Origin of the sequence: Zobellia uliginosa, from assembly GCF_900156625.1 — a bacterium.
GTDB classification, from domain to species: Bacteria; Bacteroidota; Bacteroidia; order Flavobacteriales; family Flavobacteriaceae; genus Zobellia; species Zobellia uliginosa.
In genome coordinates this window covers 24,611-47,793 of record NZ_FTOB01000010.1, presented here as the reverse complement: position 1 = coordinate 47,793, position 23,183 = coordinate 24,611, and the positions used below count along the sequence as shown (strand labels likewise).

Sequence of the window (23,183 nt, the reverse complement as noted above, 5' to 3'; positions counted from 1 at the left end):
GTTTTAGTGCTTTATTTGTAAGACTCGGGATACAATCCTGAACCAACATCTCAACATAACTAAACATTCATCTTTAGAAGTCTTAACTATGAAAAGAACCATTGTATTTGCCGGTACCCTATTGTTGTCCATTTCCAACTTTGCACAAGAACACGGGGTACTCAACAACTCCAAGACCCCACACATGCACCTAAAGACTATTGACATTGATGATTGTCAATGGACCGATGGCTTTTGGGCAGATAAAGTAAAAACCGCACATGATGTGATGATTCCTAATTTAGGAAGGCTCATGGACGACCCCGAAATCATTCATGCCTACTCCAATTTTAAAGTAGCCGCCGGTTTAGAGGAAGGCGAGTTTAGAGGATGGTCTTTTACCGATGGGGACTTTTACAAGTATGTCGAGGCCCTGGCCTACGAATACGCAATGACCAAAGACGAAAAGATCAACCAACAGATGGATGAGATTATTGCGGTAATTGCCAAAGCACAACGCCCTGACGGTTACATCCATACCAAAATCCAGATCGGCCACGGCATTGCCGGTTTCCTTCACGAATCGGCCCATCCTTTTACAAGCGATGAAAAGCCTTATACCAATGGTCCTTCACACGAATTTTACAACTTTGGCCATCTGATGACGGCCGCTTGCGTACACTATAGAATTACAGGAAAAAAGAACTTTCTTAATATCGCTATCAAGGCGAGCGACAATATATACGAACACTTTAAAGAACCTTCCCCTGAGCTTGCTCGCATTGACTGGAACCCACCCCACTACATGGGTCTGATAGAAATGTACCGTACCACGGGAGACAAAAAATACCTCGAGCTCACGGAAACATTTGTTGATATGCTGGGTACAGCTCCCAAAAAACCTTCAGACCACCGTGGCATGGACCATAGCCAAAGAGGTACCCCCATCAGGGAAGAATCTGAAGCAGTTGGCCATGCCGGTCATGGTAATTATCTTTATGCCGGTGTGGCCGATCTATATGCCGAAACCGGAGACCTGGCCCTAAAGGAGGCCCTAGAGCGTATTTGGACCAATGTCACCACCCGAAAAATGTCTTTACATGGAGGTACCGGACCTCATCATTTTGGAACTTCAAACCACGCAATGGTATCCGAAGCATATGGAATGGACTACGAACTTCCCAATATCAAAGCGTATAACGAAACCTGTGCCAATATAGGAAACGCCATGTGGAACTGGCGTATGTTCTTGATGAATGGCGAAGGCCGCTTTGCCGATATCATGGAACTCATTTTTTACAACAGCGCCATTTCAGGAATCTCTTTGGACGGCGAGCATTTCTTTTACACCAACCCGTTGCGTTTTATTGAAGGCCATCCACAAAACACCAAAGACCAAGGCAAACGCGGGGAATTCATGTCCGTTTTCTGCTGCCCTCCGAACATCATACGTACAATTGCCAAAATGCACACCTATGCCTATAGCACTTCGGAAAAAGGCATCTGGGTAAACCTATACGGAAGCAATGTCCTTGATACCGATTTAGCGGATGGCAGTAACATCAAACTAACTCAAGAGAGCAATTACCCTTGGGACGGAAATATCAAAATCACCATTGATTCCAAAAAGAAAAAAGAATATGCCCTAATGCTGCGAATTCCCGCTTGGGCCGAAGGTGCCAGTATCAAAGTGAACGGAGAGAAGATAGACCAATCGCCAAGGGCAGGATCCTACGCCGAACTCAACCGCAAGTGGAAAAAAGGCGATGTAGTAGAGCTTGAGTTGCCCATGGTTCCCCTTTTAATAACCGCAGACCCGAATGTTGAGGAAACCCGAAACCAAGTAGCGGTAAAACGAGGCCCTATTGTGTATTGTTTAGAAAGTAAAGACTTAACGACAGGCACCGATATCAAGGATATCGTACTTCCTTCAGATATCAAGCTTCGACCAAAATATGAAGCCAATCTTTTATCAGGAGTCACGGTCTTGGAAGGCGAAGCCAAATTATTACCAAATGAAGACTGGTCAAAGCAATTATACAAGCCATTGATAAAAACCGAACTTAAGAAAACCCCGATTAAGATGATACCCTATTTTGCTTGGGCAAACAGAGGGATAAATGATATGTCCGTTTGGTTGCCTTTGCAATATTGATTTTAAATATGGGGAAATGAAAATCTAAAAGATTGAAAAAGATGAGCCTATCAAAATTTATCGTTTTTATTTTTCTGCTTGGACAAGCGGTAGGTTGTAGCTCGGCACAAAACAGCACCCCTAAAAAAGAGAGCAAGAAACCAAATATTTTGTTTATAGCCATAGACGACCTTAGGCCCGAACTAGGGTCATATGGCTCTGAAATAGGCCAGAGCCCCAATTTAGACCAGCTCGCAAGCGAAGGTTTACAATTCAACAGGGCCTATTGTCAACAAGCCATCTGTGGTCCTTCGCGAGCCAGCGTTCTTACGGGACTGAGGCCAGAGACCAGTGGTATTTTCCACAACTATTTGAAAATACGAGAGCTGCATCCCGATATTGTTACCTTACCACAACACTTTAAAAACAATGGGTACGAATCGGTCTATTACGGTAAGATATTCCATCATGGTGATTTAGACGATTCTTTATCATGGAGCCGCATACCGGGGCCAAAACCCAAATCGGTAGTCGGTTTTGCCCTTTCTGAAAACCAACGCTTACAAAGAGAAACCCGAAAGGAAATGTTCTCAAAATATGGTGATGTGGCCAAATATGGTTTGGCTATGGGACCCGCATACGAATCTGCCGATGTTCCCGATAATACCTACGCCGATGGCTATAATACCGACTTGGCCATTGCCGATATAAAGCAGATGGCCAAAAACCAAGATCGACCATTTTTTTTAGGACTCGGGTTTCACAAACCTCATCTCAATTGGGTGGCTCCTAAAAAGTATTGGGACCTATACGATGAAAGCAAGATCCCGATGGCTTCTGACAGTACTCCCCCAAAAGATGGGGCTGCCATGGGGCTTCACCCCTCATTTGAGTTACGGGTCCGTTCAGGCATACCGAAAACAGGAAAACTACCTCCTGAGCTTTCCCGAACCTTAAAACACGCCTACCTCGCTTGTATCAGCTATGTAGATGCACAGATCGGCCGCGCCATACAAGCCCTGGAAGAAGCCGGCATACGCGATAATACCATCATCATTGTTTGGAGCGACCACGGTTGGCATTTAGGCGATATGGGTATTTGGGGAAAGGCCACTAATTACGAAATAGCGACAAGGGTGCCACTGATGATTTGGACCCCTGATATGCCCGACAGCAATAGAGGTGCCCAAACGGAAGCACTGGTAGAATTAATCGATATGTACCCTACCCTTTGTGAACTCGCCCAAATCGAAAAACCCGAACACCTAGATGGGCAAAGTTTTACCCCCCTTTTAAAGCACCCGGAACAAGACTGGAAAACAGCGGCATTCAGTCAATTTCCCTCGCCCGCCTTACGGGAATGGGGCTCATACCCATTACGGCCCGCCATGCGGGAAACCTACTTTGGTCCCTTACTAGAAGAGGTGGAATTAAAGATCAAAACGCAACAAAAGGAGAAATGGGACCGAAACCTGTTTGAAAACAAAATAATGGGGTACGCCATGCGTACCGACCAATATCGCTTTATTGTCTGGAAAGACCGTACACTACCGCAAGCGTCACCCCTTTATATTGAACTCTACGACCACAGAAAGGATCCCGGGGAAACGATAAACATCGCCTCTAGTCACCCTCAACTTGTAGCACGCCTATTGGCCCAATTCAAAAAAGAAAAAGAGCATCATTCCCTCAACTAATGAAAGAGGAAAAACATCATTTAAACACATATTAAAATTTACAGTTATGGCAATTCACTTTAATCATTTTAAACTGTTTCTTTACGCTGTTGCCCTGTCCGTTACGAGCATCGGACTGGCGCAAGAAACGCGTCCGAACATCCTTGTGGTCTTATGTGACGACCTCGGTTATGCCGACGTTGGTTTTAACGGTTCTACCGATATCGTTACGCCCGAACTGGATAACTTGGCGCAAAATGGCACCATTTTTACATCGGCCTACGTGGCCCATCCTTTCTGTGGCCCTAGTCGTTCCGCCATTTTAACCGGGCGATATCCACACCTCACCGGTACGCCCTACAACCTTTTTCACAATAGTAGTGATGATGACAAAGACAATATGGGCGTTCCCGTTGAAGAGACCTATATGTCCAAAGTACTTCAAAACGCCGGTTACTATACAAGTGCCATCGGTAAATGGCACTTAGGTGCCGCCCCTAAATTCCACCCCAACAAAAGAGGGTTCGATGATTTTTATGGTTTTTTGGGAGGAGGGCATGACTATTTTCCTTCCGAGTACCAAAAGACCTATACAGCGCAAAAGAAAGCCGGCAATCTAAATATCAGGGATTATGTTTTTCCCATGGAACACAATGGGAAGCCCGCCAATGAAACGGAATACATTACCGACGGTTTTTCGCGGGAAGCCATCAAAAACATCAAAATTGCCGCGGCAAAAAAACAACCCTTCTTTATATATCTTGCCTACAACGCCCCCCACGTTCCACTTCAGGCCAAGGCCGCGGACGTGGCCAAATTCGCCCATATAGAGGACAAAGACCGAAGAACCTATGCTGCAATGGTATATGCCGTAGACCGCGGTGTCGGCAAAATTGTTCAGGCCTTAAAAGAAACGAAGCAATTTGACAACACCCTTATTGTATTTTTGAGTGATAACGGAGGAAATTTTGATCACGGTGCCAACAACTATCCCCTAAAAGGCACCAAAGGAGATACTTGGGAAGGTGGCTATCGTGTGCCCATGTTCTTTCATTGGCCCAAAAAAATCAAAAAAGACCAGCGTTTCGATTTCCCCGTTTCCTCCCTTGACCTCTACCCTACCTTTACGGACCTTGCCGAGGCAAAACTTCCGAAAGGAAAGCTACTTGACGGTAAAAATATCATGGACGATGTCTTAAAAAACACCGAACCCTATAAAGATGAAATGATCTATTCATTGCGCTACCGCGAGGGCTATAACGATGTGGGCGCCCGAATGGGCGATTGGAAAATTACACGTATGGGCAACGAACCTTGGCGACTACACAACATCACCCAAGATATAGGCGAAAAGAAGAACCTAGCGGGCCGATACCCCGACCGCTTAAAGGAAATGATAGCCAAGACCCGGGAGTGGACCAAAAGCTTCGTAAGACCGCTATGGGTTTATTCGGTAAAGGACAAGGAACTCTGGGAGAGCGGCCAAATGCCGAATTATGAGGCTACTTTTGAAGTAGACAAACTAGTTGACAGTCCTTATCACAAATAAAAATTATAATTACCAAACGAAAAGGGCCTCGTATGTACGGGGCCCTTTCTATTATAAAGTATACGGTATGTTACTTTGCTACGTTTACCGAACGGGTTTCCCGAATTACGGTAACCTTTACCTGACCCGGATAGGTCATATCGGTCTGTATTTTCTGTGAAATCTCAAAAGACAACTGTGCCGCTTTTTCGTCGTTCACCTTTTCGCTTTCGACAATCACCCTTAGTTCACGACCCGCTTGAATAGCGTAGGCTTTTTGAACCCCACCAAAACTGAAGGCCACTTCCTCAAGATCTTTTAGACGTTGAATGTACGAATCCAACACTTGTCTACGAGCACCTGGCCTTGCACCGCTAATAGCATCACAGACCTGAACGATGGGCGCAATAAGCGTCTTCATTTCAATTTCATCATGGTGAGCCCCGATAGCGTTGCAGACATCTGGTTTTTCGCCATATTTCTCGGCCCACTGCATCCCTAAAATAGCATGCGGGGTTTCTACTTCCGCTTCGGTATTCGGCACTTTACCTATATCGTGTAAAAGTCCTGCACGTTTAGCCAATTTGGGATTCAACCCAAGTTCGGCGGCCATTACACCACATAATTTGGCAACCTCCCTAGAGTGTTGCAATAGGTTTTGGCCATAAGACGAACGGTATTTCATTCGACCTATAGCGCGGACCAATTCAGGGTGCAGACCATGAATACCCAAATCGATTACGGTACGTTTACCGACCTCAACGATTTCCTGTTCGATCTGTTTCTCTGTCTTTTTAACAATTTCCTCGATTCGAGCCGGATGTATCCTACCGTCCGTTACCAATTTGTGCAACGAAAGGCGTGCTACTTCGCGACGGACCGAATCAAAACAGGAAAGAATAATAGCTTCCGGTGTATCGTCTACAATAATTTCAACACCAGTGGCCGATTCAAGAGCACGAATGTTTCGCCCTTCCCGACCGATAATCCTACCTTTTACATCGTCGGATTCAAGGTTAAAAACCGAAACGCAATTCTCTACGGCCTCTTCCGTACCGATACGTTGTATGGTATTGATTACGATTTTCTTGGCCTCTTGCTGTGCGGTTAATTTGGCCTCTTCCACAGTAGTTTGGATATAGGCCATAGCATCGGTCTTTGCCGTTTCCTTCAAGGACTCCATCAACTGCCCTTTGGCATCATCTGCCGAAAGCCCTGAAATAACCTCTAGCTGCTGTACCTGGTTCTTATGAAGCTTTTCCAGTTCGTTTTGTTTCTTTTCAAGATACTCTTCCTTATGGGCGACTTCCTTCAATTTACTATCGAGCTGACTGTTCAATTTCTTGCTTCGGGCCAATTCGTTACTTACTTGCGACTCTTTGTCACGTGTACGTTTTTCGGCTTCCCCGATTTTTTTGTCCTTGCCGATAATTACCTTTTCATGCTCGGCCTTAAGCTCCAAGAACTTTTCCTTGGCCTGAAAGATTTTATCTTTCTTAATGTTCTCACCTTCTACTTTGGCGGCATTAATTATAGAGTTAGCCTCGTTCTTGGCGTTTAAAAGGGTTTTTGAGGCTTTGCCCTTTTCCATAAATTTTGCAATGGCAAAGCCAATTGCTAGGCCGATAATACCGGCTATTATAAGTGTTGCACTATCCATATATCAAATATTTAGGTTCGAATCGACCTAAGCGTTCAAAGTGGTACGTAAAGAATGGGGGTACCGACCGTGGCCGCTCAAACCAATTCATAAAAAAAGCCCACATTAGCGAAGTTTTGTACAAACTCCAATAAACAGGTTTAGGGCTACAAGACTGATCAAGGATCCCTATACGGGTAGGGCCTGCTTTTACAATCTAAACTCACCCTTTTTAAACAAAATTAATGTTGAGTTTGTCAAAAGGTAATACCAATGTGGGCAGTAACTTATGTTATTTTAAAGAACGTTTTTTATTTGACGCCAAGCTTTGAAGTTATCAATTCGTCCAACGCTTTAAGGCGCTCGGTCGCATTTTGGGTCCCTTCCGATTGATCGATACCGCGTTGCTCAATTTTAGAGGCAAACTGCAGGGCACACATGGCCAATACATCTTGCTTATCTCTTACGGCATAACTCTGTTCAAACTTTTTCGCCAATTGCTCGATGTTCTTCGCCGCCTTTCTCAAGCCTTCTTCTTGGCTTGGGTCAATCGTCAAAGGGTACACCCTATCGGCAATAGAAAGCTTTATTTTTAGCTTTTCTGACATTTTATCTTTTGAACATTATTCCGAAAGCTGCGCTATACAATAGTCCAACTCCCTGATCAATGTGTTTATTTTAAGCTTAGCTTCAGTTTTATTTGTATTACTGCCAAGCATTGAGTTTGCAAGTTTCAACGAGTTGTATTTTTCTTCCCAAACGGAAACCGAATTCAACACGTGGTCTTTATCTTCCTTCAGTACGGCAATCTCTTCCTGCAATTTGGCGTTGGCTTGGTTCAGCACCTCCAACTTATGCAAAAGCTTGCTTATTTTATTCTCTAAAGAGTCGACAACTTTGACCAATTCACTCATAAATCAAACGCAATGCATTTTACACAAAGTTAACATACCTGCCCTTACCTAGCAATACTTTTTTCAATTATTCTTAAAGTAATACTTTAACGCGTTAAAAAACGTTGTTGAAACACCTAACGTTATTTTTGGGCCTCGATATTTTCAAGAATTCAAATCGTTTGGCTAATTTCGTATCTCTTTCTAAAGAACTATGAGAAAACTTTTTGTCGGTCTTTCATTTTTATTTTTTGTTTTTGGCTTTTCCCAGGAAAAGTATCCACAAGATGCGTTCCGTTCGCCCGTTGATATTCCCATGGTACTCGCGGGTACCTTTGGGGAGTTGCGTTCGAACCATTTCCATTCAGGTATCGACATCAAGACCCAGCAACGCGAGGGCTTACCTATTTATGCGGTTGCCGATGGCAGTGTAACCCGTATCAAGGTTTCCCTTTGGGGCTACGGAAAGGTACTCTACATAGCCCATCCGAACGGATACACCTCGGTTTACGGACACCTACAGAAATTTGCCCCTAAGATTCAGGAATTTGTAAAAAAACTACAATACAAAAAGCAAGCGTACGAAGTGGAGGATTTTCCCGACTACGCCGAGATAAAGGTCAAAAAAGGTGAAATCATCGCCTACGGCGGCAATACCGGAGGTTCTTCAGGACCCCACCTCCATTTTGAAATCCGAAGCAGTATTTCCGAAAAACCGACCAACCCTTTACTCTACGGATTTGAAGTAAGGGACGCTACCAATCCTACCCTATTGAAACTCTATGGTTTTCCCTTATCGGATGACGCACGGATCAACCAAAATAAAAACACCACTGCCATTAATTTTACCCGACAGCAAGACGGTACTTTTCTGGCCGACCCGGTCAGTGCCACAGGGACTATTGGCCTGGGCTTTGTTGGTTATGACCGACAAGATCTTGCGGCCAACCACAACGGCGTTTATTCGGTTCAGCAGCTCGTCAACGGAAAAGTATATACCGACTACGACTTCGAATCGTTCTCTTTCGGGGAAACCCGATATATCAACACCTTGATCGATTACTATCATTACGGAAAATACCGTCAACGTATACAACGCTTGTACAAGGCCCCGGGTAACCGCCTAAGCATTTACAACAAACTTGAAAACGATGGCAAAATAGAAGTGAAGGAAGGGTTGAGCTACAAGGTCGAGCTATTGATCAAAGATTACGCCGGCAATGAAACCAAGGCCATCATTCCCATAGAGGGAAAAACCGAGCCCGTAAAAATCGACAAAGACGAAGAAAAAACCGAAAACTACGTCATTGCCAAAAAACCGAACAACTACGACTTAGGGGGCGCCAAGGTCTACTTTCCCGCAAATACCTTTTACGACAATTTCTATATCGACCTGAAGACGGGGGAAGATACGGTAACCATACACAACAACCGCGTACCGGCACACCGTAATTTCACTATAACCTTCGACGTCTCAAAATACAGCGAAGCCGAGAAAAAACAAATGTTCATTGCGCGGCTCGACAGCAGATTGCGCCCATCGCACACCTCTACGTACAAACGCGGAAACACCTTTACAACGCGCACACGCTATCTTGGCACCTATACCTTGGCCAAAGACACAGTGGCACCAAAGATCCGACCAAAGAATTTCAAGGAAAAACAATGGCTGAACAATTACCATTACCTTAGCCTGCGCATTACCGATGACCTCAGTGGCATAGACACCTATTCGGCCACCTTGAACGGTAAATGGATCTTAATGGAATACGAGCCTAAAACCAACACGATTACTTATAATTTCGACGATGTCATCCTTGACGAAAAAGAATGTCACCTTGAAGTTACCGTAACCGACAATGTGGGTAACACCAATACCTTTACCAGTACTTTCTATAGAAAATGACACCTTTTTGAAGTGCCTTAAACTTGTTCTACTTCTTGCTCTCCTAGGTGCTACCCTTAGTATTAGTGCCCAGACGGCTACCCTGACCGGTATTGTGTTCAATAGTGCCAACGAGCCCTTAGAAGAAGTAAATATCAGCACAGGAAGCAATGGCACTATTTCAGACCCAAATGGATACTACTCACTTCAAGTAACCGCCGACAAGCCTATAACCCTGACTTTTTCCCATATAGGCCATAAAAACGTGGTATTGCGCGATCTTGTTCTCAACACCAACGAAACCTATGAATTCAGTCCGGTTTTACGATCGGATATCATACAAATCGCCGGTGTCACCGTTTCGCCTACGGGTAAAAGAAACATTGAAGGGGTAACAACGGTAAGTCCGGATATGGCCCACAACATACCCGGCGCCAATGCCGGTGTGGAGAACATTCTAAAACTATTGCCCGGAGTGTCTTCGAGCAATGAGCTGAGCACCCAATACAACGTACGTGGTGGCAATTACGATGAAAACCTCGTCTATGTAAACGAAATAGAAGTTTACCGTCCCTTTTTAGTACGTGCGGCCCAACAGGAAGGCATGAGCTTTATCAACAGCGACATGGTTCAGAACATACGCTTTTCCTCTGGAGGTTTTCAGGCCAAGTACGGCGACAAACTTTCTTCCGTATTGGACATCACCTACAAAAAGCCTTCCGAGAATGGCGCCCAGCTCGACCTTGGTTTTTTAGGGGCCAGCGCAACGGCCGAGGCCGTTTCCAAAGACAAGAAGCTGAGCACCATCAACGGTATCCGCTATCGGAACAACAGCCTGTTCGTCAACAGTCAAGATATCAACACCAACTTCAACCCCACTTTTGCCGATTTCCAGACCTTTACGACCTACCAGTTTTCAAGAAAGTTCCACCTCGATTTTTTGGGCAACGTTTCAATCAACGATTATCAAAACGAACCGCGTGACAGGCAAACCAATTTTGGAACAATAGCCGAGCCCAAATCGCTTCAAATCTACTACCAAGGAGAAGAGCACAATCGCTATAACACCGTCCTAGGGGCCTTAAAGGCCAATTATTTCGTGAGCGACGATGTTACGATGAAATTAATCGCCTCGCTGTATCATACCACGGAAGAAGAATATTCCGATGTAATCGCCCAATACTATCTAGGCAGCGTCAACACCGACCCCTTTAGCGATTCCTTTGGCACCCCTACCGACATACGAGGCGTAGGCAGTCAGTACAAACGTGCGAGGAACGAGCTTGACGCCCTGATATTCAACCTATCGCACAAAGGAAGCTTTACAAGGAAAAACCAATTATTGGAATGGGGCATAAAATACACCCATGAAGATATTCGCGACCAATTGCGGGAATCGGAGTTTATCGATTCCGCGGGGTATTTCGTTCGTCCGCCAAGGGCCGAATTCATCAAGGATCAGCCCAGAACCCCTTTTGAAGCCCCTCTCGAGGCCTATTCGGGGATAAACGCCAGAAATTTTGTAAAGACCGACCGTTTTTCAGGATATGTGCAATTTAGTGACCAAGTAGACCTTGCATCACACGCCCTGTATTACAATCTTGGGCTACGGGCCCAACATTGGATGGTTTCCGGGGTTGAAATTTCAACTTCCCCACAGACCGTCGTGAGTCCACGTGCCCAGATATCCTTAAAACCCGATTGGAAAAGGGATATGCTCTTTCGGCTTTCCGGCGGCCTATACCATCAACCGCCGTTTTATCGGGAGCTCCGTGACCGAACAGGTAGGGTCGATCCCAATGTAAAGGCCCAAGAGTCACTTCATATTGTGGGAGGCAACGAATATTCGTTCGACCTGTGGCAGCGTCCCTTTACCCTCATAAGCGAGGTCTACTATAAAAAAATGAAGCATGTCAACACCTACACCTTAGAAGACGTTCGCATACGCTACGCGGCCAATACCGACGCCAAGGCCTATGCATATGGGGCCGACCTAAGGCTGAACGGGGCCTTTGTTCCCGGCACCGAATCTTGGGTAAGCATCGGTTTTTTAAAAACAGAGGAAAACAGTAACGACCGCGGATATATAGCCAGACCTTCGGACCAGCGATTGAAATTCGGTGTTCTCTTTCAAGATTACATCCCCGAATTCCCTAATTTCAAAATGTACCTCAACCTGGTATACAACACCGGCGTACCCGGTGGTTCGCCAAATTATTCCGACCCATATCTCTACAATACCAGATTACGCGATTATAAGCGTGCCGATTTGGGAATTTCGCATATTTTTGTAGGCGGAAACAGAACCTATCAAAAAAACCACTGGTTGCACCGGTTTAAAGAACTGAGCGCAGGCTTTGAAATTTTTAATTTGTTCAACAATCAAAACTCAATTACAAATACATGGGTTAGGGATGTTGACAGCAAACAACAATTTGCCGTCCCCAATTTTATGACAAGTCGCGTGCTGAACCTAAAACTCCGCATGCGTTTTTAGAAGACATACTGATGAAGAAGATTTTTTTTGCCGTACTACTATTGACCACTGTTCTTGCCAATGCTCAAAAGAATATATACGAAAGTGACAAATTCGATGACCTGAGCGATAGCCACCAAGTTTTGGCCATCATCCCTTTTTTGGCGAATCTTGAGTTAAAGGACGATATTTCAAAGGGTGAATTAAGCACCCTTGAACAGAAAGAAGGCTACGCCGTACAGAACGCCCTCGAGACCTACTTTTCAAAGCGCAAAAAGAAAAAGAAATTTTCAGTGGAGTTTCAAGACGTAAAGAATACCAATGCCATACTGGCCCAAAACAATATAGACTACAATAACATTGATGTATACACCACCAAACAGCTCAGTGAGATTTTAGGGGTAGATGGTATCATTAGTGGAAATATGGATCTCAACGTACTGCTTTCAAAAGGTATACCAACGGAATTCAGCTTTATGGATTATTTCTCGGGAAATGCAGACTATGGCCGTATCGGTGTAAAAATCAGCGATGGCAATACCGGAAAGCTTCTCTGGAAATACGAAAAGAAAATCAACAAAAAGTCAGGAAAAAATACGACCGACCTTATCGACCGCATGATGAAACTGGCGGCGCGTAAGTTTCCTTACGACCGGGAAAAGCGAAAAGACCGAAAGCAAAAATAAGCATTGAAACTCCCTCTAGAAAAGGGAGTTTTTATTTATCCACGAACTCCTTGAGCACCTGAACGGTATAGTCCAATTCTTCTTTGGTATTGTATTTTGAGAAGGAAAAACGAACCGAGGGCTTCTTAAAATCATCTTCCGACAGAATTTCGGCAAGCACATGTGACCCCAGGTCGCTTCCCGATTGACAAGCACTTCCTTTGGAACACGCTATACCTTTTATATCCAAATGAAACAAAAGCATCAACGCTTTCTGTGGATCTATTGGCAGACAGGCATTCACCAAGGTAAAGGTGCTTTTTTCCAAGTCGGCCGAATGACCGTTAAATTTCACACCAGGAATCTCTTCCTTCATTCGGTCTATAAAGTAAGATTTCAGTTCGGTAACGTAAGCCGTCTCGGCCTCTAGATTATCGTATGCCTCCACAAAGGCCATTTCGAGCCCTACAATATTGTGAAACGATTCGGTTCCCGCACGGTAACCACGCTCTTGGGCTCCGCCAGAAATCATAGGTTTGAGTCCCGAATTTTTCTTGATATAGGCAAAACCTATTCCCTTTGGCCCATGGAATTTATGGGCCGCAGCCGTAAGGAAATCGACAGGAACGACTTTTACATCCCAGGCATAGTGGCCGATAGACTGTACCGTGTCCGAATGAAAAAGCGCCCCGTGGGAATGACAAAGTTCACAAACCGCTGCAATATCGATCTTATTGCCAATTTCATTGTTCACATGCATTAAACTCACCAACTTTTTAGAATCGTCTTGCTTCAACAAGCTTTCCAGATGCAAAAGGTCGGGATTGCCGAATGCGTCAAGGTCAACATACAAAACCTTGGTACCTTTTTCACTCTCCAAGTCTTCAACCGTATGAAGTACGGCATGGTGTTCTATTTTAGAAGTAATGATCGTTTCCACTTTCAGGTCGCGAACGGCACAGCGTAAAATCATGTTATCGGCCTCGGTACCCCCTGAAGTAAAAATAATTTCAGAAGGATGGGCGTTCATATATTTCGCAATCGTTTTTCTGGCACTCTCTACCGCTGTCTTTGCCGAACGGCCAAAACTATGGGTAGAAGAGGGATTGCCGTAAAAATTGGCCAAGGCATCTTGCATCTTTGCGATTACATTTTCCCGTACTTGAGTAGTGGCCGCATTATCTAAATAAACCTTTTTCATCACCTAAAAATTCAATTAAGAGCGGTCAAAATTAGCGGAATTAAAGTTAATTTCTCCCTAATTCCCAATAAACTTGTCCTTTATTTCCATTAAATTTGGCACATGAAGAAAACGCTGCTTTTAGGTATATTGATTCTTTTCTGCGCCTGTGACGATGGCGATTTACAAATTGAACGGGTCGATTTTGATTCTGTAGATATTCAAACCTGTGGAGACCTTGACGATCCCCTCGAAACTACGTTTTTCTTTAAAATAGACGGTGACGAGGCCCTATTGCTCAACTTGGCCAGCGGCCTGCTCAAAAACGAGACTTCGGAGGCCGATGAGCTTCAATCGAGTTTACCCTCGGCATCAAGCCTTATTTACAGGTTATTTGACGATGACGTCTCCAAAGATTATTTCTGCTCTACCATACCCGCATTAGAACCGTCCGTAACTAAAGAAAATACGGCTACGGCAGGTGATATCGGCATAGAAACACATGTGAGTACGGTCTCGAAAGACAATAAGACCTATTCACACACCATTTCCATTACCGGCCTCTCCTTGGCCAATGAGCAAAACGAAAGTATAACCGATTCGTCTACCATGACCTACGGAACCTTTAAGACGACCACACCGATAAGTGCCCGACTTGATGTGCCGTTTTCAAATTATGAAGCCATTGCCGATTTTTCAGAATGCGAAAATGCCTTTGTAGACGGTAGTCTAAGGTTATACAAAAAGATAAACGACGAATACGTTTCCTTGGATATTCCCCTCACAACCATAGCCAATACGGCTACAACGGCAGGAGAACCCCGAACTTCGACCTTGGAAAACGGAGCGCTCAAGTACACCGTATTAAACACTATAGTAACCGATGACATGATCTGCACCGACGCAGGACTTTCGGAAGATATTACAAGCTTTGATTTTACCTCTTCCAGCGGAACCATAAGTGTTGAGACCGTTGCAAACGCCGCGGATGGAACAGGCGCCATTACCTATACGCACACTATTTCGATCAACAATTTACTACTTGTCCTAAAAGGTGACGGTGAAGATGTTGCCGATGTAACGCTATCGGCCATTGACAACTTTGTACTGGGCACCTATACAACGGTAGCCGACTAAGTATTCTGGTAAATATAGACCTCAGTAGCGCCCAAGCCGTATTTTTGGTAATCGGCATCGTAGTATTTTACGTTGTCGTAGCGTCTAAAAAGGTAGTAGAGCTCTTCTTTGAGCACGCCTTCCCCTACCCCGTGAATGAATACCACTTTTTGGATCCGCTTTCTCATAGCGAATTCCAACTGACGCTTGGCCGCATCTAACTGAAGGTTCAGCATATCATAATTGCTCATGCCCTTGCTAGACTTTGTCAACTGATGAATGTGCAGATCCACTTCCATCTTGGGGGCGTTGCGCTCTTTGGGCTTTAAGGCTTGGGTTCTTCTTTTCTTCGGAAGTTCTTTTTCGGCCTTCACCTGGCTTATCTCGTAATTGCTGACCCGGATATCGCCGGTATCGACCCGAACCAGTTCGTTCACCTCAAAATCGAGCTCGAACCCATCGTTGGTCTCAATAGTTACCGTAGCCCCGGAAAGCTTTGTAACCCTACCCGAGATGACATCATCTATGGTCTCAACCTTATCCCCTATTTGAAAAACGGCCATAATTTGTTTTGTATCCACAAAAATAATGGTAATTTTCGTGATAGAATTGCTAAACCGTAAAAATGCAGTTAGCTACTTTTTTATTGACTCTTGAAGATTACATGCTACCTTGCCTGAACAAAAAGCTCTTCGGCATCGACTGTCCGGGCTGTGGTCTCCAACGTTCCGTTGTACTCTTTTTAAAGGGGGATTTCAGTGCGGCCTTTGATATGTATCCGGCAATTTTCACCCTTATTCCACTTGTAATGTTCGCCATTGCAAGTCAATTTACCCGATTTCGTTTCGACACCCATATAAAAATGACCCTTGGAATACTAAGCGGTTCTATTATTATAGTTAATTATATTCTTAAAATGACTCACCTAACCCACTAAAAAAAATGGAACAACACAAATTACCCAATGCTACTTTAATTCTTGTATTCGGAATTCTTTCGATAGTCACCTGTTGCTGCTACGGTATTCTTGGTCTTATATTCGGTATCGTTGCCTTGGTCTTAGCGAACAAAGCCACCTCCATCTATCAGGAAAACCCAGAAAACTATACGGATTACGGCAACGTAAAAACGGGAAAAATTCTTGCCATTATCGGTATCGTACTCAGTGTCCTTTATCTCATGATGACCATAGGCATGATTGCTTTCTTCGGATTTGAAGATATGCAAGACCCCGAGATGATGCGTGAAAAAATGGAAGAACTTTTCGGATAGACAATGACACAACAAACCCTACCGGGCGCTAGTAACGCCTTAACTTTTGGAATTCTTTCCATAGTATTGACGCTTCTTTGCTGCGGACCCTTTGGCGCTATTTTCAGCTTTATAGGCCTATCTAACGCGAAAACCGCACAGCGAGCCTATGACCAAAGTAATGGTCAGTACACGGGAATCGAAAATGTAAAGACTGGAAAAACCCTGTCGTATATAGGCTTGATCTTAGCGGCTATTTACTTGCTAATAGCCATTATATACTTTGGCGCCATTGCCGCCATTATTGTAGCGGCCGCTACAAACGGCGATTTCTAAACCGGAAAGATAGAGGTATACAAAAAAGCCTGAAACTAAGTTTCAGGCTTTTTTTTTATTTCTCGAACCGTTTCAATGTTGTTTTTATGATCTCAACACAATCTAACAGTTGCTCCCTGTTCATTACCAAGGGCGGTGCAAAACGGATAATGTTGCCATGGGTAGGTTTCGCCAAAAGTCCGTTTTCCTTTAGGGCCATACAAATATCCCATGCGGTCGAACTGTCTTCCGTATCATTGATAAGAATTGCATTTAACAGCCCTTTACCCCTTACGCCGTTCACCACATTGCAGTTCGGTATGAACTTGTTCAGTTCATCCCTGAACAGTAGTCCGAGCATTTCGGCATTTTGTGCCAACTCCTCATTTTTGACTACCTCTAATGCCGCAATGGCCACGGCCGCAGCAATAGGGTTTCCACCAAAAGTACTACCGTGGTTTCCTGGTTGGATCACCCCCATAATTTCATCGTTGGCCAAAACAGCGGAAACAGGGTAAGCTCCACCAGAAAGTGCTTTTCCCAATATCAAGATATCAGGCTTTACGTTCTCATGATCAACTGCCAACATCTTACCTGTTCGGGCTATTCCGGTTTGGACCTCATCGGCTATAAAAAGGACGTTGTGCTTTTCGCACAATGCCCTGGCCTCCCTTAAATATCCCTCAGAAGGAACGTATACTCCCGCTTCCCCTTGAATAGGCTCTACCAGAAAACCTGCTATGTTATGGTTTTGTTCGAGCACCTCGGCCAAAGCCTCTAGGTTATCGTATTCTATTTTAATAAATCCGGTCGTATAGGGTCCGAAATTCTTACGGGCCACCGGGTCGTTCGAAAACGAAATGATCGTGGTGGTTCTTCCGTGAAAATTGTTTTCACAAACAACGATCTGTGCCTCGTTCCCGCTCAGGCCTTTTTTCTCATAGGCCCACTTTCGACACAATTTCAATGCGGTCTCGACAGCCTCGGCCCCTGTGTTCATAGGCAACAACTTGTCAAAACCAAAAATTTCCGTGGCATACTTTTCATACTTTCCGAGCATATCGTTGTAAAACGCCCTCGAGGTAAGGGTCAAGGTCTGGGCCTGATCGGTCATGGCCTTGACAATTTTCGGGTGACAATGCCCTTGGTTTACCGCAGAGTAGGCCGAAAGGAAATCGTAATATTTTTTTCCTTCAACATCCCAAACATAAACCCCTTCTCCCTTGGTGAGTACCACTGGTAGTGGGTGATAGTTGTGTGCTCCGTACTTATCCTCCAATGCAATAGCACCTTCAGAAGTGATTTTTTCTAAAACTGACATGATAAAAATTACTTTTAAATAAAACTTCAGTAATTCCTTCTATACCTTTTTCCTTTCGAAGATTCGAAAATTCAGCGTAGGAGAGAAATCATCCTTGTAGAGCTGCAAACTTAACAAAATTAGTTGGCAGTTCTAAAAAGAACCTTGTAAAAAGCGACCAAATGTTTACTTACCAAGTCTTTACAACTTCTTTAAATTTTCATCCCCACCAATCTAGCCTCCCGAACAAACCCGATTCATGTGGTATCAATAAGTTAAAAATCACATTTAACTATTTTTAATAAGTCCGATCGTAACGATAGTTATAATAAATGCATCGGGATGCTTACTTTTGCGGCATGCGAAGAAAGAACAAGCGACAGGTATTCGAAAACGTAGAGGTTGTAGATGCCGGTGCAAAAGGAAAAACTATTGGTAAAGCGCCCGATGGAAGGGTGATTTTTTTGACCAACGCCGTACCTGGCGATATTGTAGACGTACAGACCACAAAAAAGCGCAAGGCTTATTTTGAGGGTGTCGCTACCACTTTTCATACCTTCTCCGACAAACGTGTAGAACCTCAGTGTGAACATTTTGGGGTTTGCGGGGGATGCAAATGGCAAGATATGGGCTATAGGCACCAACTTTTCTACAAACAGAAGGAAGTAGAAAACAACCTCAGACGGATCGGACATTTAGAATTGCCCGAAATTACACCTATAGCGGGTTCCAAAGAGCAGTATTTCTACCGCAACAAGATGGAATTTTCCTTTTCCGATAGCCGATGGCTTACCCTTGAGGAAATACAGTCGGACAATAACTTTACGGACAAGAACGCCCTCGGTTTTCACATTCCCGGAATGTGGGACAAAATCCTAGACATAAAAAAATGTCACCTACAGCAAGATCCGTCCAATGCCATTCGTTTGGAGACCCGTGATTTTGCCATTAAAAACGGACTCACATTTTTCAACCCGAGGAATCAGCATGGGCAATTGCGTACCCTTATGATACGTACGGCTTCTACTGGAGAGCTTATGGTTATGGTGCAGTTCTATGAAGATGATGCAACAAAACGAGAACTATTACTGAATCACCTTAAAGAAACTTTTCCTGAGATAACTTCGCTTTTGTACGTCATCAACCAAAAACAGAACGACACCATTTACGACCAAGAAATTGTTTGCTTCTCGGGTCGCGACCATATTTTTGAGGAAATGGAAGGCCTGAAGTTCAAAATCAACGCGAAATCATTTTACCAAACGAATTCGGCCCAAGCCTATGAACTGTACAAACTCACCCGTGAGTTCGCCGATTTACAGGGAGATGAACTCGTTTACGACCTATATACCGGTACCGGAACCATTGCCCAATTCGTGGCCAAAAAAGCGAGGAAAGTTATAGGAATAGAATCGGTACCCGAAGCTATCGCCGATGCAAAGGCCAATGCCGAACGTAACGAAATCGACAATGTAGACTTCTTTGTGGGCGATATGAAGAATGTCTTCAACCAAGAATTCATAGCGGCCAATGGTAGGCCCGACGTTATCATTACCGACCCCCCAAGGGACGGCATGCATAAAGATGTGGTTCAGCAGATCTTGAACATTGCACCCGACAAAGTAGTTTACGTCAGTTGTAATAGTGCTACTCAAGCCCGTGACCTTGCTTTAATGAAAGATACTTACCAAGTAATAAAAGTACAACCGGTAGATATGTTTCCGCAAACACACCATGTTGAAAATATCGTACTTTTGAAAAAGCTATAGCTTTATGAACAGATTCAAAATACTTTTTATCATCCTATTGGGCATTCTTTCTTTTTCCGCCTGCGAAAAAGACGACATCTGTACCGATTATGACACGCCCCAGGTGGTCATTCGTTTTTACGATGTCTTAAACCCTACGGAATTCAAAGATGTACAAAACCTAATCGTCTGGGGTGTTTTGCCTTCCGGAGGAAAAGACACCATAGCCAATGTGGCTTTAGATTCCATTGTCTTGCCTTTGCGGGTAGACGCCAACAGCACGTCATTTGCCCTTTCACGACAGCTTAGTATTGATGACATCAATGTAGATACCCTAACCTTTAATTACGATGTAACGGAATTGTACAAGTCTCGGGCCTGTGGCTATATCGCGAATTTCGAGAACTTAACCGTAACCGTAGAACAAGACGATTCGGTCTGGATCCAGACCATAGATGTAGATAACGCACTTATTGAAAACACAGCTTCTGCCCATGTTAAGATATTTCACTAGTCTCTTTTTTCTTTTGGTTATCGCTGTGGGATTTTCGCAGAGCGAGCCTATAGACCTGAACAAAAAGGACACCACGGTCTATAAGCAACGTTACGGCCTTAGGGTCGGAGCCGACCTGAGCAGGCTTGCGGTTTCCTTTTTCGAAGACAATTATACCGGACTCGAGTTGGTCGGAGATTACCGACTTACCCAAAACCTTTATTTGGCCGCCGAACTGGGAAACGAGAAAAAAACGATAGGCACCCCCCTCGGCGCATTGATCGATAGTGAAGACGGCGACCTGTATAACTTTACCACATCGGGTAGTTATATCAAACTAGGAATAGACTATAACACCTACGGCAATTGGTACGGCGAACAAAATATGATATACATTGGTGGACGCTACGCTTTCAGTACGTTTAGCCAAGAATTGAATGCCTATAAGATTTTCGATACCAACCGTTATTGGAACCCTGATGATTTTGCCGTCGGCACCGATGCCCTTGGCAAATACGAAGGCCGCAATAAGTCTTGGTTGGAGTTTGTGGTAGGCCTGAAGGCCGAGGTATTGAGAAACCTCTTTTTTGGGGCGAGTGCCCGCCTAGGCATCTTAATAACCAACAAACGCCCCGAAAACGAGCTTGACGACCTCTTTATACCCGGTTTCAACAAAGTTACCGATGGCAGTCGTTTTGGCGTAGGCTATAATTACTCCATTAGTTACCTGATTCCACTCTACAAAAAGAAGAACGAGCCAAAAGAGAAAGAGGTACAGCCCGAACCCGAGCCTAAGCCCGACCCCACGGAACGTCCCAAAAGACAATAGTTTTTAGCGTTGTGGGAAAGCCCCGCCCTACTCTTCCTTGTTTTTGTTCATATACTTGGCCTTCTTACTGCCCTCGTACATGACATACTTTACCAAGCGTGACTCTAGGTGACTGTTGAATACCTTTATCTTTCGTGAGGGGCGTAAGCCTACATATTTGAGGGCCTCCATATTGGAGGTGATGAACCAAGCTTCAGTACCAGGATATTTTTGCTTTAAGGTATCACCGATAGAAGCATAAAAGTCTTCCATATCTAAACTCAATCGCTCGCCATAGGGAGGATTGAAGACCATGTGTAATTTCCCTTCGGTAAATTTTTCGGTATCGAAAAAGTTCTTTCGTTCGATGCTTATATATTCAGAGAGGTTAGCATTCTCAACATTGTCAGTTGCCTTGCGAACCGCAGAAGGGGCTTTGTCATACCCCACTATTTTATGATGGAATTCACGAACCTTGTTAAGACTTACATCTACAATCTTATCAAATAATTCCTGATCAAAATCATGCCATTTTTCAAAGGCGAATTCCTTTCTATTGATATTTACCGGAATATTACAGGCGATCATGGCCGCCTCGGTAAGCATGGTACCACTACCGCACATGGGATCTAAAAAATCACATTGCCCGTCCCATCCGCTCATAAGCAAAAGACCTGCCGCCAACACTTCGTTGATCGGTGCTATATTGGTAGCGGTACGATAGCCCCTTTGGTGCAAAGACCTTCCCGAGCTATCTAAAGACACATTACAATGCTCGTTATGGATATGAATATTGATCCGCACATCAGGAAACTTGACATCAACATTGGGTCGACTGCCGTCCATATCCCTAAACTTATCTACAATCGCATCTTTTACTTTTTGCGAAACGTAGAGCGAATGTGTAAAGTTATCCGAGTTAACTGTAGAATCGATAGCAAAAGTGGTGTCTACCGAAAGATATTCGGCCCAATCCATTGCATAGATCTTTTTATAAAGTTCATTTTCGTTACGAACCGAAAAAGAATGAATAGGTTTAATGATCTTTATAGCCGTACGCAAACATAGATTGGCCTTGTACATAAAGCCAGTGTCGCCTTCGAAAGCTACGTTTCTTACCCCTTCTACTACATTACCGCCACCGAGGTTACGGATTTCCTTGGCCAAAATCTCTTCGAAACCAAAGAGGGTCTTGGCGACCATTTTAAAATTTTTACCCATGTCTTATTCTAAAGTTGCCGCAAAAATACAGTATTTTAGCCGGAGAAATACGAACCCGCCCTCTGCTTTCTAAAATGCCGTTCGCCCCTTCGTTGTCGAAAGGATAAAACTCGCTTTTCAGAAAATTAAAAAAAGTCGGTTTCGTCAATGTAATTAGTACCGCAATTCTAAGACTAAGAGCCTCGATAAAATGATTTTCCGTTAATGAATTACGCCTTACCCATTTTTGCCGTTCTACTGAGCTTTGTCTTTGTTTACATGGTTAAACCCACGAACCGAAGTCATTTTAAGCTACTTCTTGCCTTTAGTGGTGCATTTTTGCTGGCCTTGACCTTGTTCGAACTGTTTCCATCGGTGTACGAGCATGGCAATCCCAAAGATGTGGGCTTATTTGTTATGTTAGGGATTTTATTCCAGGTTTTTTTGGAGTTCTTTTCCAAAGGGGCCGAACACGGCCATGTTCATCTCGATGCCGAGAAAGAGTTGTTCCCATGGCTATTGTTCGGTAGTCTCTGCCTTCATTCGTTTCTAGAAGGATTCCCCATACACGATCACGATACCATTCTTTATGGCATATTGATTCACAAAGTACCCATTGCCGTAATTCTGAGTATCTTTTTACTCAACTCAAAAATACCCTTGCCCAAGGCCTTTTTCTTTATTACCATATTTTCATTGATGACTCCCTTGGGCAGTTATATTGCCGACCACGCAGAATGGGCCACTACCTACTTCGCCTATATCAATGCACTGGTCATAGGTGTGTTCTTGCATATTTCAACGGTTATACTCTTTGAAAGTTCGGAGGGCCACACCTTTAATCTTCGTAAGGTAATCGCCATTATTTTTGGTATTGCTATCGCATATTTTTTATAG

At 44.1% G+C, this 23,183-nt stretch carries 21 protein-coding genes and 1 other RNA gene; 14 read left to right on the top strand and 8 right to left on the bottom strand.

Annotated features, from left to right (window positions below):
• Positions 1–88: 88 nt before the first annotated feature.
• From BW980_RS20540 to BW980_RS20530, 3 genes are read left to right on the top strand one after another with little or no spacing between them, the layout of a single operon-like run.
• Positions 89–2,134, top strand: a complete 2,046-nt coding sequence (locus tag BW980_RS20540; protein WP_076457034.1) for a glycoside hydrolase family 127 protein — start codon at positions 89–91, stop codon at positions 2,132–2,134.
• A 41-nt stretch (positions 2,135–2,175) separates the two neighbouring features.
• A complete protein-coding gene (locus tag BW980_RS20535) occupies positions 2,176–3,810 on the top strand; it encodes a sulfatase (RefSeq protein ID WP_083690573.1) in 1,635 nt (544 codons plus the stop codon).
• Between the two features lie 46 nt (positions 3,811–3,856).
• Positions 3,857–5,338 (top strand): sulfatase-like hydrolase/transferase, encoded by a 1,482-nt coding sequence (locus BW980_RS20530; RefSeq protein ID WP_076457033.1) that lies wholly within the window; start codon positions 3,857–3,859, stop codon positions 5,336–5,338.
• Between the two features lie 70 nt (positions 5,339–5,408).
• Here the strand turns inward: BW980_RS20530 and rny are convergent, their stop codons facing one another.
• From rny to BW980_RS20510, 4 genes are all read right to left on the bottom strand, one after another.
• Complete coding sequence (gene rny / locus BW980_RS20525) at positions 5,409–6,977, bottom strand: ribonuclease Y (protein WP_076457032.1); 1,569 nt, start codon at positions 6,975–6,977, stop codon at positions 5,409–5,411.
• 122 nt (positions 6,978–7,099) lie between these two features.
• A non-coding RNA gene (ssrS, locus tag BW980_RS20520) (6S RNA) lies at positions 7,100–7,210 on the bottom strand.
• 57 nt (positions 7,211–7,267) lie between these two features.
• The gene (locus tag BW980_RS20515; RefSeq protein WP_013994476.1) at positions 7,268–7,564 is read right to left on the bottom strand and encodes a cell division protein ZapA; all 297 of its coding nucleotides are present in this window, start codon (positions 7,562–7,564) and stop codon (positions 7,268–7,270) included.
• 15 nt (positions 7,565–7,579) lie between these two features.
• Positions 7,580–7,870: a hypothetical protein gene (locus BW980_RS20510; protein WP_013994475.1), complete on the bottom strand. Its 291-nt coding sequence runs from the start codon at positions 7,868–7,870 to the stop codon at positions 7,580–7,582.
• A gap of 193 nt (positions 7,871–8,063) precedes the next feature.
• On the opposite strand from BW980_RS20510, the gene BW980_RS20505 reads away from it, so the two are divergent.
• From BW980_RS20505 to BW980_RS20495, 3 genes are read left to right on the top strand one after another with little or no spacing between them, the layout of a single operon-like run.
• Complete coding sequence (locus tag BW980_RS20505; RefSeq protein ID WP_076457031.1) at positions 8,064–9,755, top strand: M23 family metallopeptidase; 1,692 nt, start codon at positions 8,064–8,066, stop codon at positions 9,753–9,755.
• 7 nt (positions 9,756–9,762) lie between these two features.
• The gene (locus BW980_RS20500) at positions 9,763–12,231 is read left to right on the top strand and encodes a TonB-dependent receptor (RefSeq protein ID WP_076457061.1); all 2,469 of its coding nucleotides are present in this window, start codon (positions 9,763–9,765) and stop codon (positions 12,229–12,231) included.
• Positions 12,232–12,242: 11 nt separating this feature from the next.
• Positions 12,243–12,896 (top strand): hypothetical protein, encoded by a 654-nt coding sequence (locus tag BW980_RS20495; RefSeq protein ID WP_076457030.1) that lies wholly within the window; start codon positions 12,243–12,245, stop codon positions 12,894–12,896.
• Positions 12,897–12,927: 31 nt separating this feature from the next.
• Here the strand turns inward: BW980_RS20495 and BW980_RS20490 are convergent, their stop codons facing one another.
• On the bottom strand, positions 12,928–14,076 hold the full coding sequence (locus BW980_RS20490) for a cysteine desulfurase family protein (RefSeq protein ID WP_076457029.1): 1,149 nt from the start codon (positions 14,074–14,076) through the stop codon (positions 12,928–12,930).
• Positions 14,077–14,178: 102 nt separating this feature from the next.
• Here BW980_RS20490 and BW980_RS22680 point away from each other — a divergent pair, with 102 nt between their 5' ends.
• A complete protein-coding gene (locus BW980_RS22680) occupies positions 14,179–15,192 on the top strand; it encodes a hypothetical protein (RefSeq protein WP_076457028.1) in 1,014 nt (337 codons plus the stop codon).
• On the opposite strand, the gene BW980_RS20480 is transcribed toward BW980_RS22680, so the two are convergent.
• Entirely contained in the window at positions 15,189–15,734 is a 546-nt protein-coding gene (locus BW980_RS20480) for a Smr/MutS family protein (protein WP_076457027.1), read from the bottom strand. The genes BW980_RS22680 and BW980_RS20480 overlap by 4 nt on opposite strands.
• A 62-nt stretch (positions 15,735–15,796) precedes the next feature.
• On the opposite strand from BW980_RS20480, the gene BW980_RS20475 reads away from it, so the two are divergent.
• Genes BW980_RS20475 through BW980_RS20465 form a run of 3 tightly spaced genes read left to right on the top strand, consistent with a single transcriptional unit; the run spans position 15,797 to position 16,758 of the window.
• Positions 15,797–16,108 carry a DUF2752 domain-containing protein gene (locus BW980_RS20475; RefSeq protein WP_076457026.1) on the top strand — a complete coding sequence of 104 codons (312 nt, stop codon included), beginning with the start codon at positions 15,797–15,799 and terminating at the stop codon, positions 16,106–16,108.
• Between the two features lie 5 nt (positions 16,109–16,113).
• A complete protein-coding gene (locus BW980_RS20470; RefSeq protein ID WP_076457025.1) occupies positions 16,114–16,443 on the top strand; it encodes a CCC motif membrane protein in 330 nt (109 codons plus the stop codon).
• A gap of 3 nt (positions 16,444–16,446) precedes the next feature.
• A complete protein-coding gene (locus tag BW980_RS20465) occupies positions 16,447–16,758 on the top strand; it encodes a CCC motif membrane protein (RefSeq protein WP_076457024.1) in 312 nt (103 codons plus the stop codon).
• A 55-nt stretch (positions 16,759–16,813) separates the two neighbouring features.
• Here BW980_RS20465 and rocD read toward each other — a convergent pair whose 3' ends face one another.
• Positions 16,814–18,058 (bottom strand): ornithine--oxo-acid transaminase, encoded by a 1,245-nt coding sequence (gene rocD, locus BW980_RS20460; RefSeq protein ID WP_076457023.1) that lies wholly within the window; start codon positions 18,056–18,058, stop codon positions 16,814–16,816.
• A 338-nt stretch (positions 18,059–18,396) separates the two neighbouring features.
• On the opposite strand from rocD, the gene rlmD reads away from it, so the two are divergent.
• The 3 genes from rlmD to BW980_RS20445 are packed head-to-tail and all read left to right on the top strand — an operon-like array spanning position 18,397 to position 21,107.
• A complete protein-coding gene (gene rlmD / locus BW980_RS20455) occupies positions 18,397–19,806 on the top strand; it encodes a 23S rRNA (uracil(1939)-C(5))-methyltransferase RlmD (protein ID WP_076457022.1) in 1,410 nt (469 codons plus the stop codon).
• A 4-nt stretch (positions 19,807–19,810) separates the two neighbouring features.
• On the top strand, positions 19,811–20,299 hold the full coding sequence (locus BW980_RS20450) for a DUF6452 family protein (protein WP_076457021.1): 489 nt from the start codon (positions 19,811–19,813) through the stop codon (positions 20,297–20,299).
• On the top strand, positions 20,280–21,107 hold the full coding sequence (locus BW980_RS20445) for a DUF6048 family protein (protein WP_076457020.1): 828 nt from the start codon (positions 20,280–20,282) through the stop codon (positions 21,105–21,107). The genes BW980_RS20450 and BW980_RS20445 overlap by 20 nt, the downstream gene beginning before the upstream one ends.
• 27 nt (positions 21,108–21,134) lie before the next feature.
• Here BW980_RS20445 and BW980_RS20440 read toward each other — a convergent pair whose 3' ends face one another.
• Positions 21,135–22,307, bottom strand: a complete 1,173-nt coding sequence (locus tag BW980_RS20440) for a THUMP domain-containing class I SAM-dependent RNA methyltransferase (protein ID WP_076457019.1) — start codon at positions 22,305–22,307, stop codon at positions 21,135–21,137.
• A gap of 204 nt (positions 22,308–22,511) precedes the next feature.
• Between BW980_RS20440 and BW980_RS20435 the strand changes: the two genes are divergently transcribed.
• Positions 22,512–23,183 (top strand): ZIP family metal transporter, encoded by a 672-nt coding sequence (locus BW980_RS20435; protein WP_076457018.1) that lies wholly within the window; start codon positions 22,512–22,514, stop codon positions 23,181–23,183.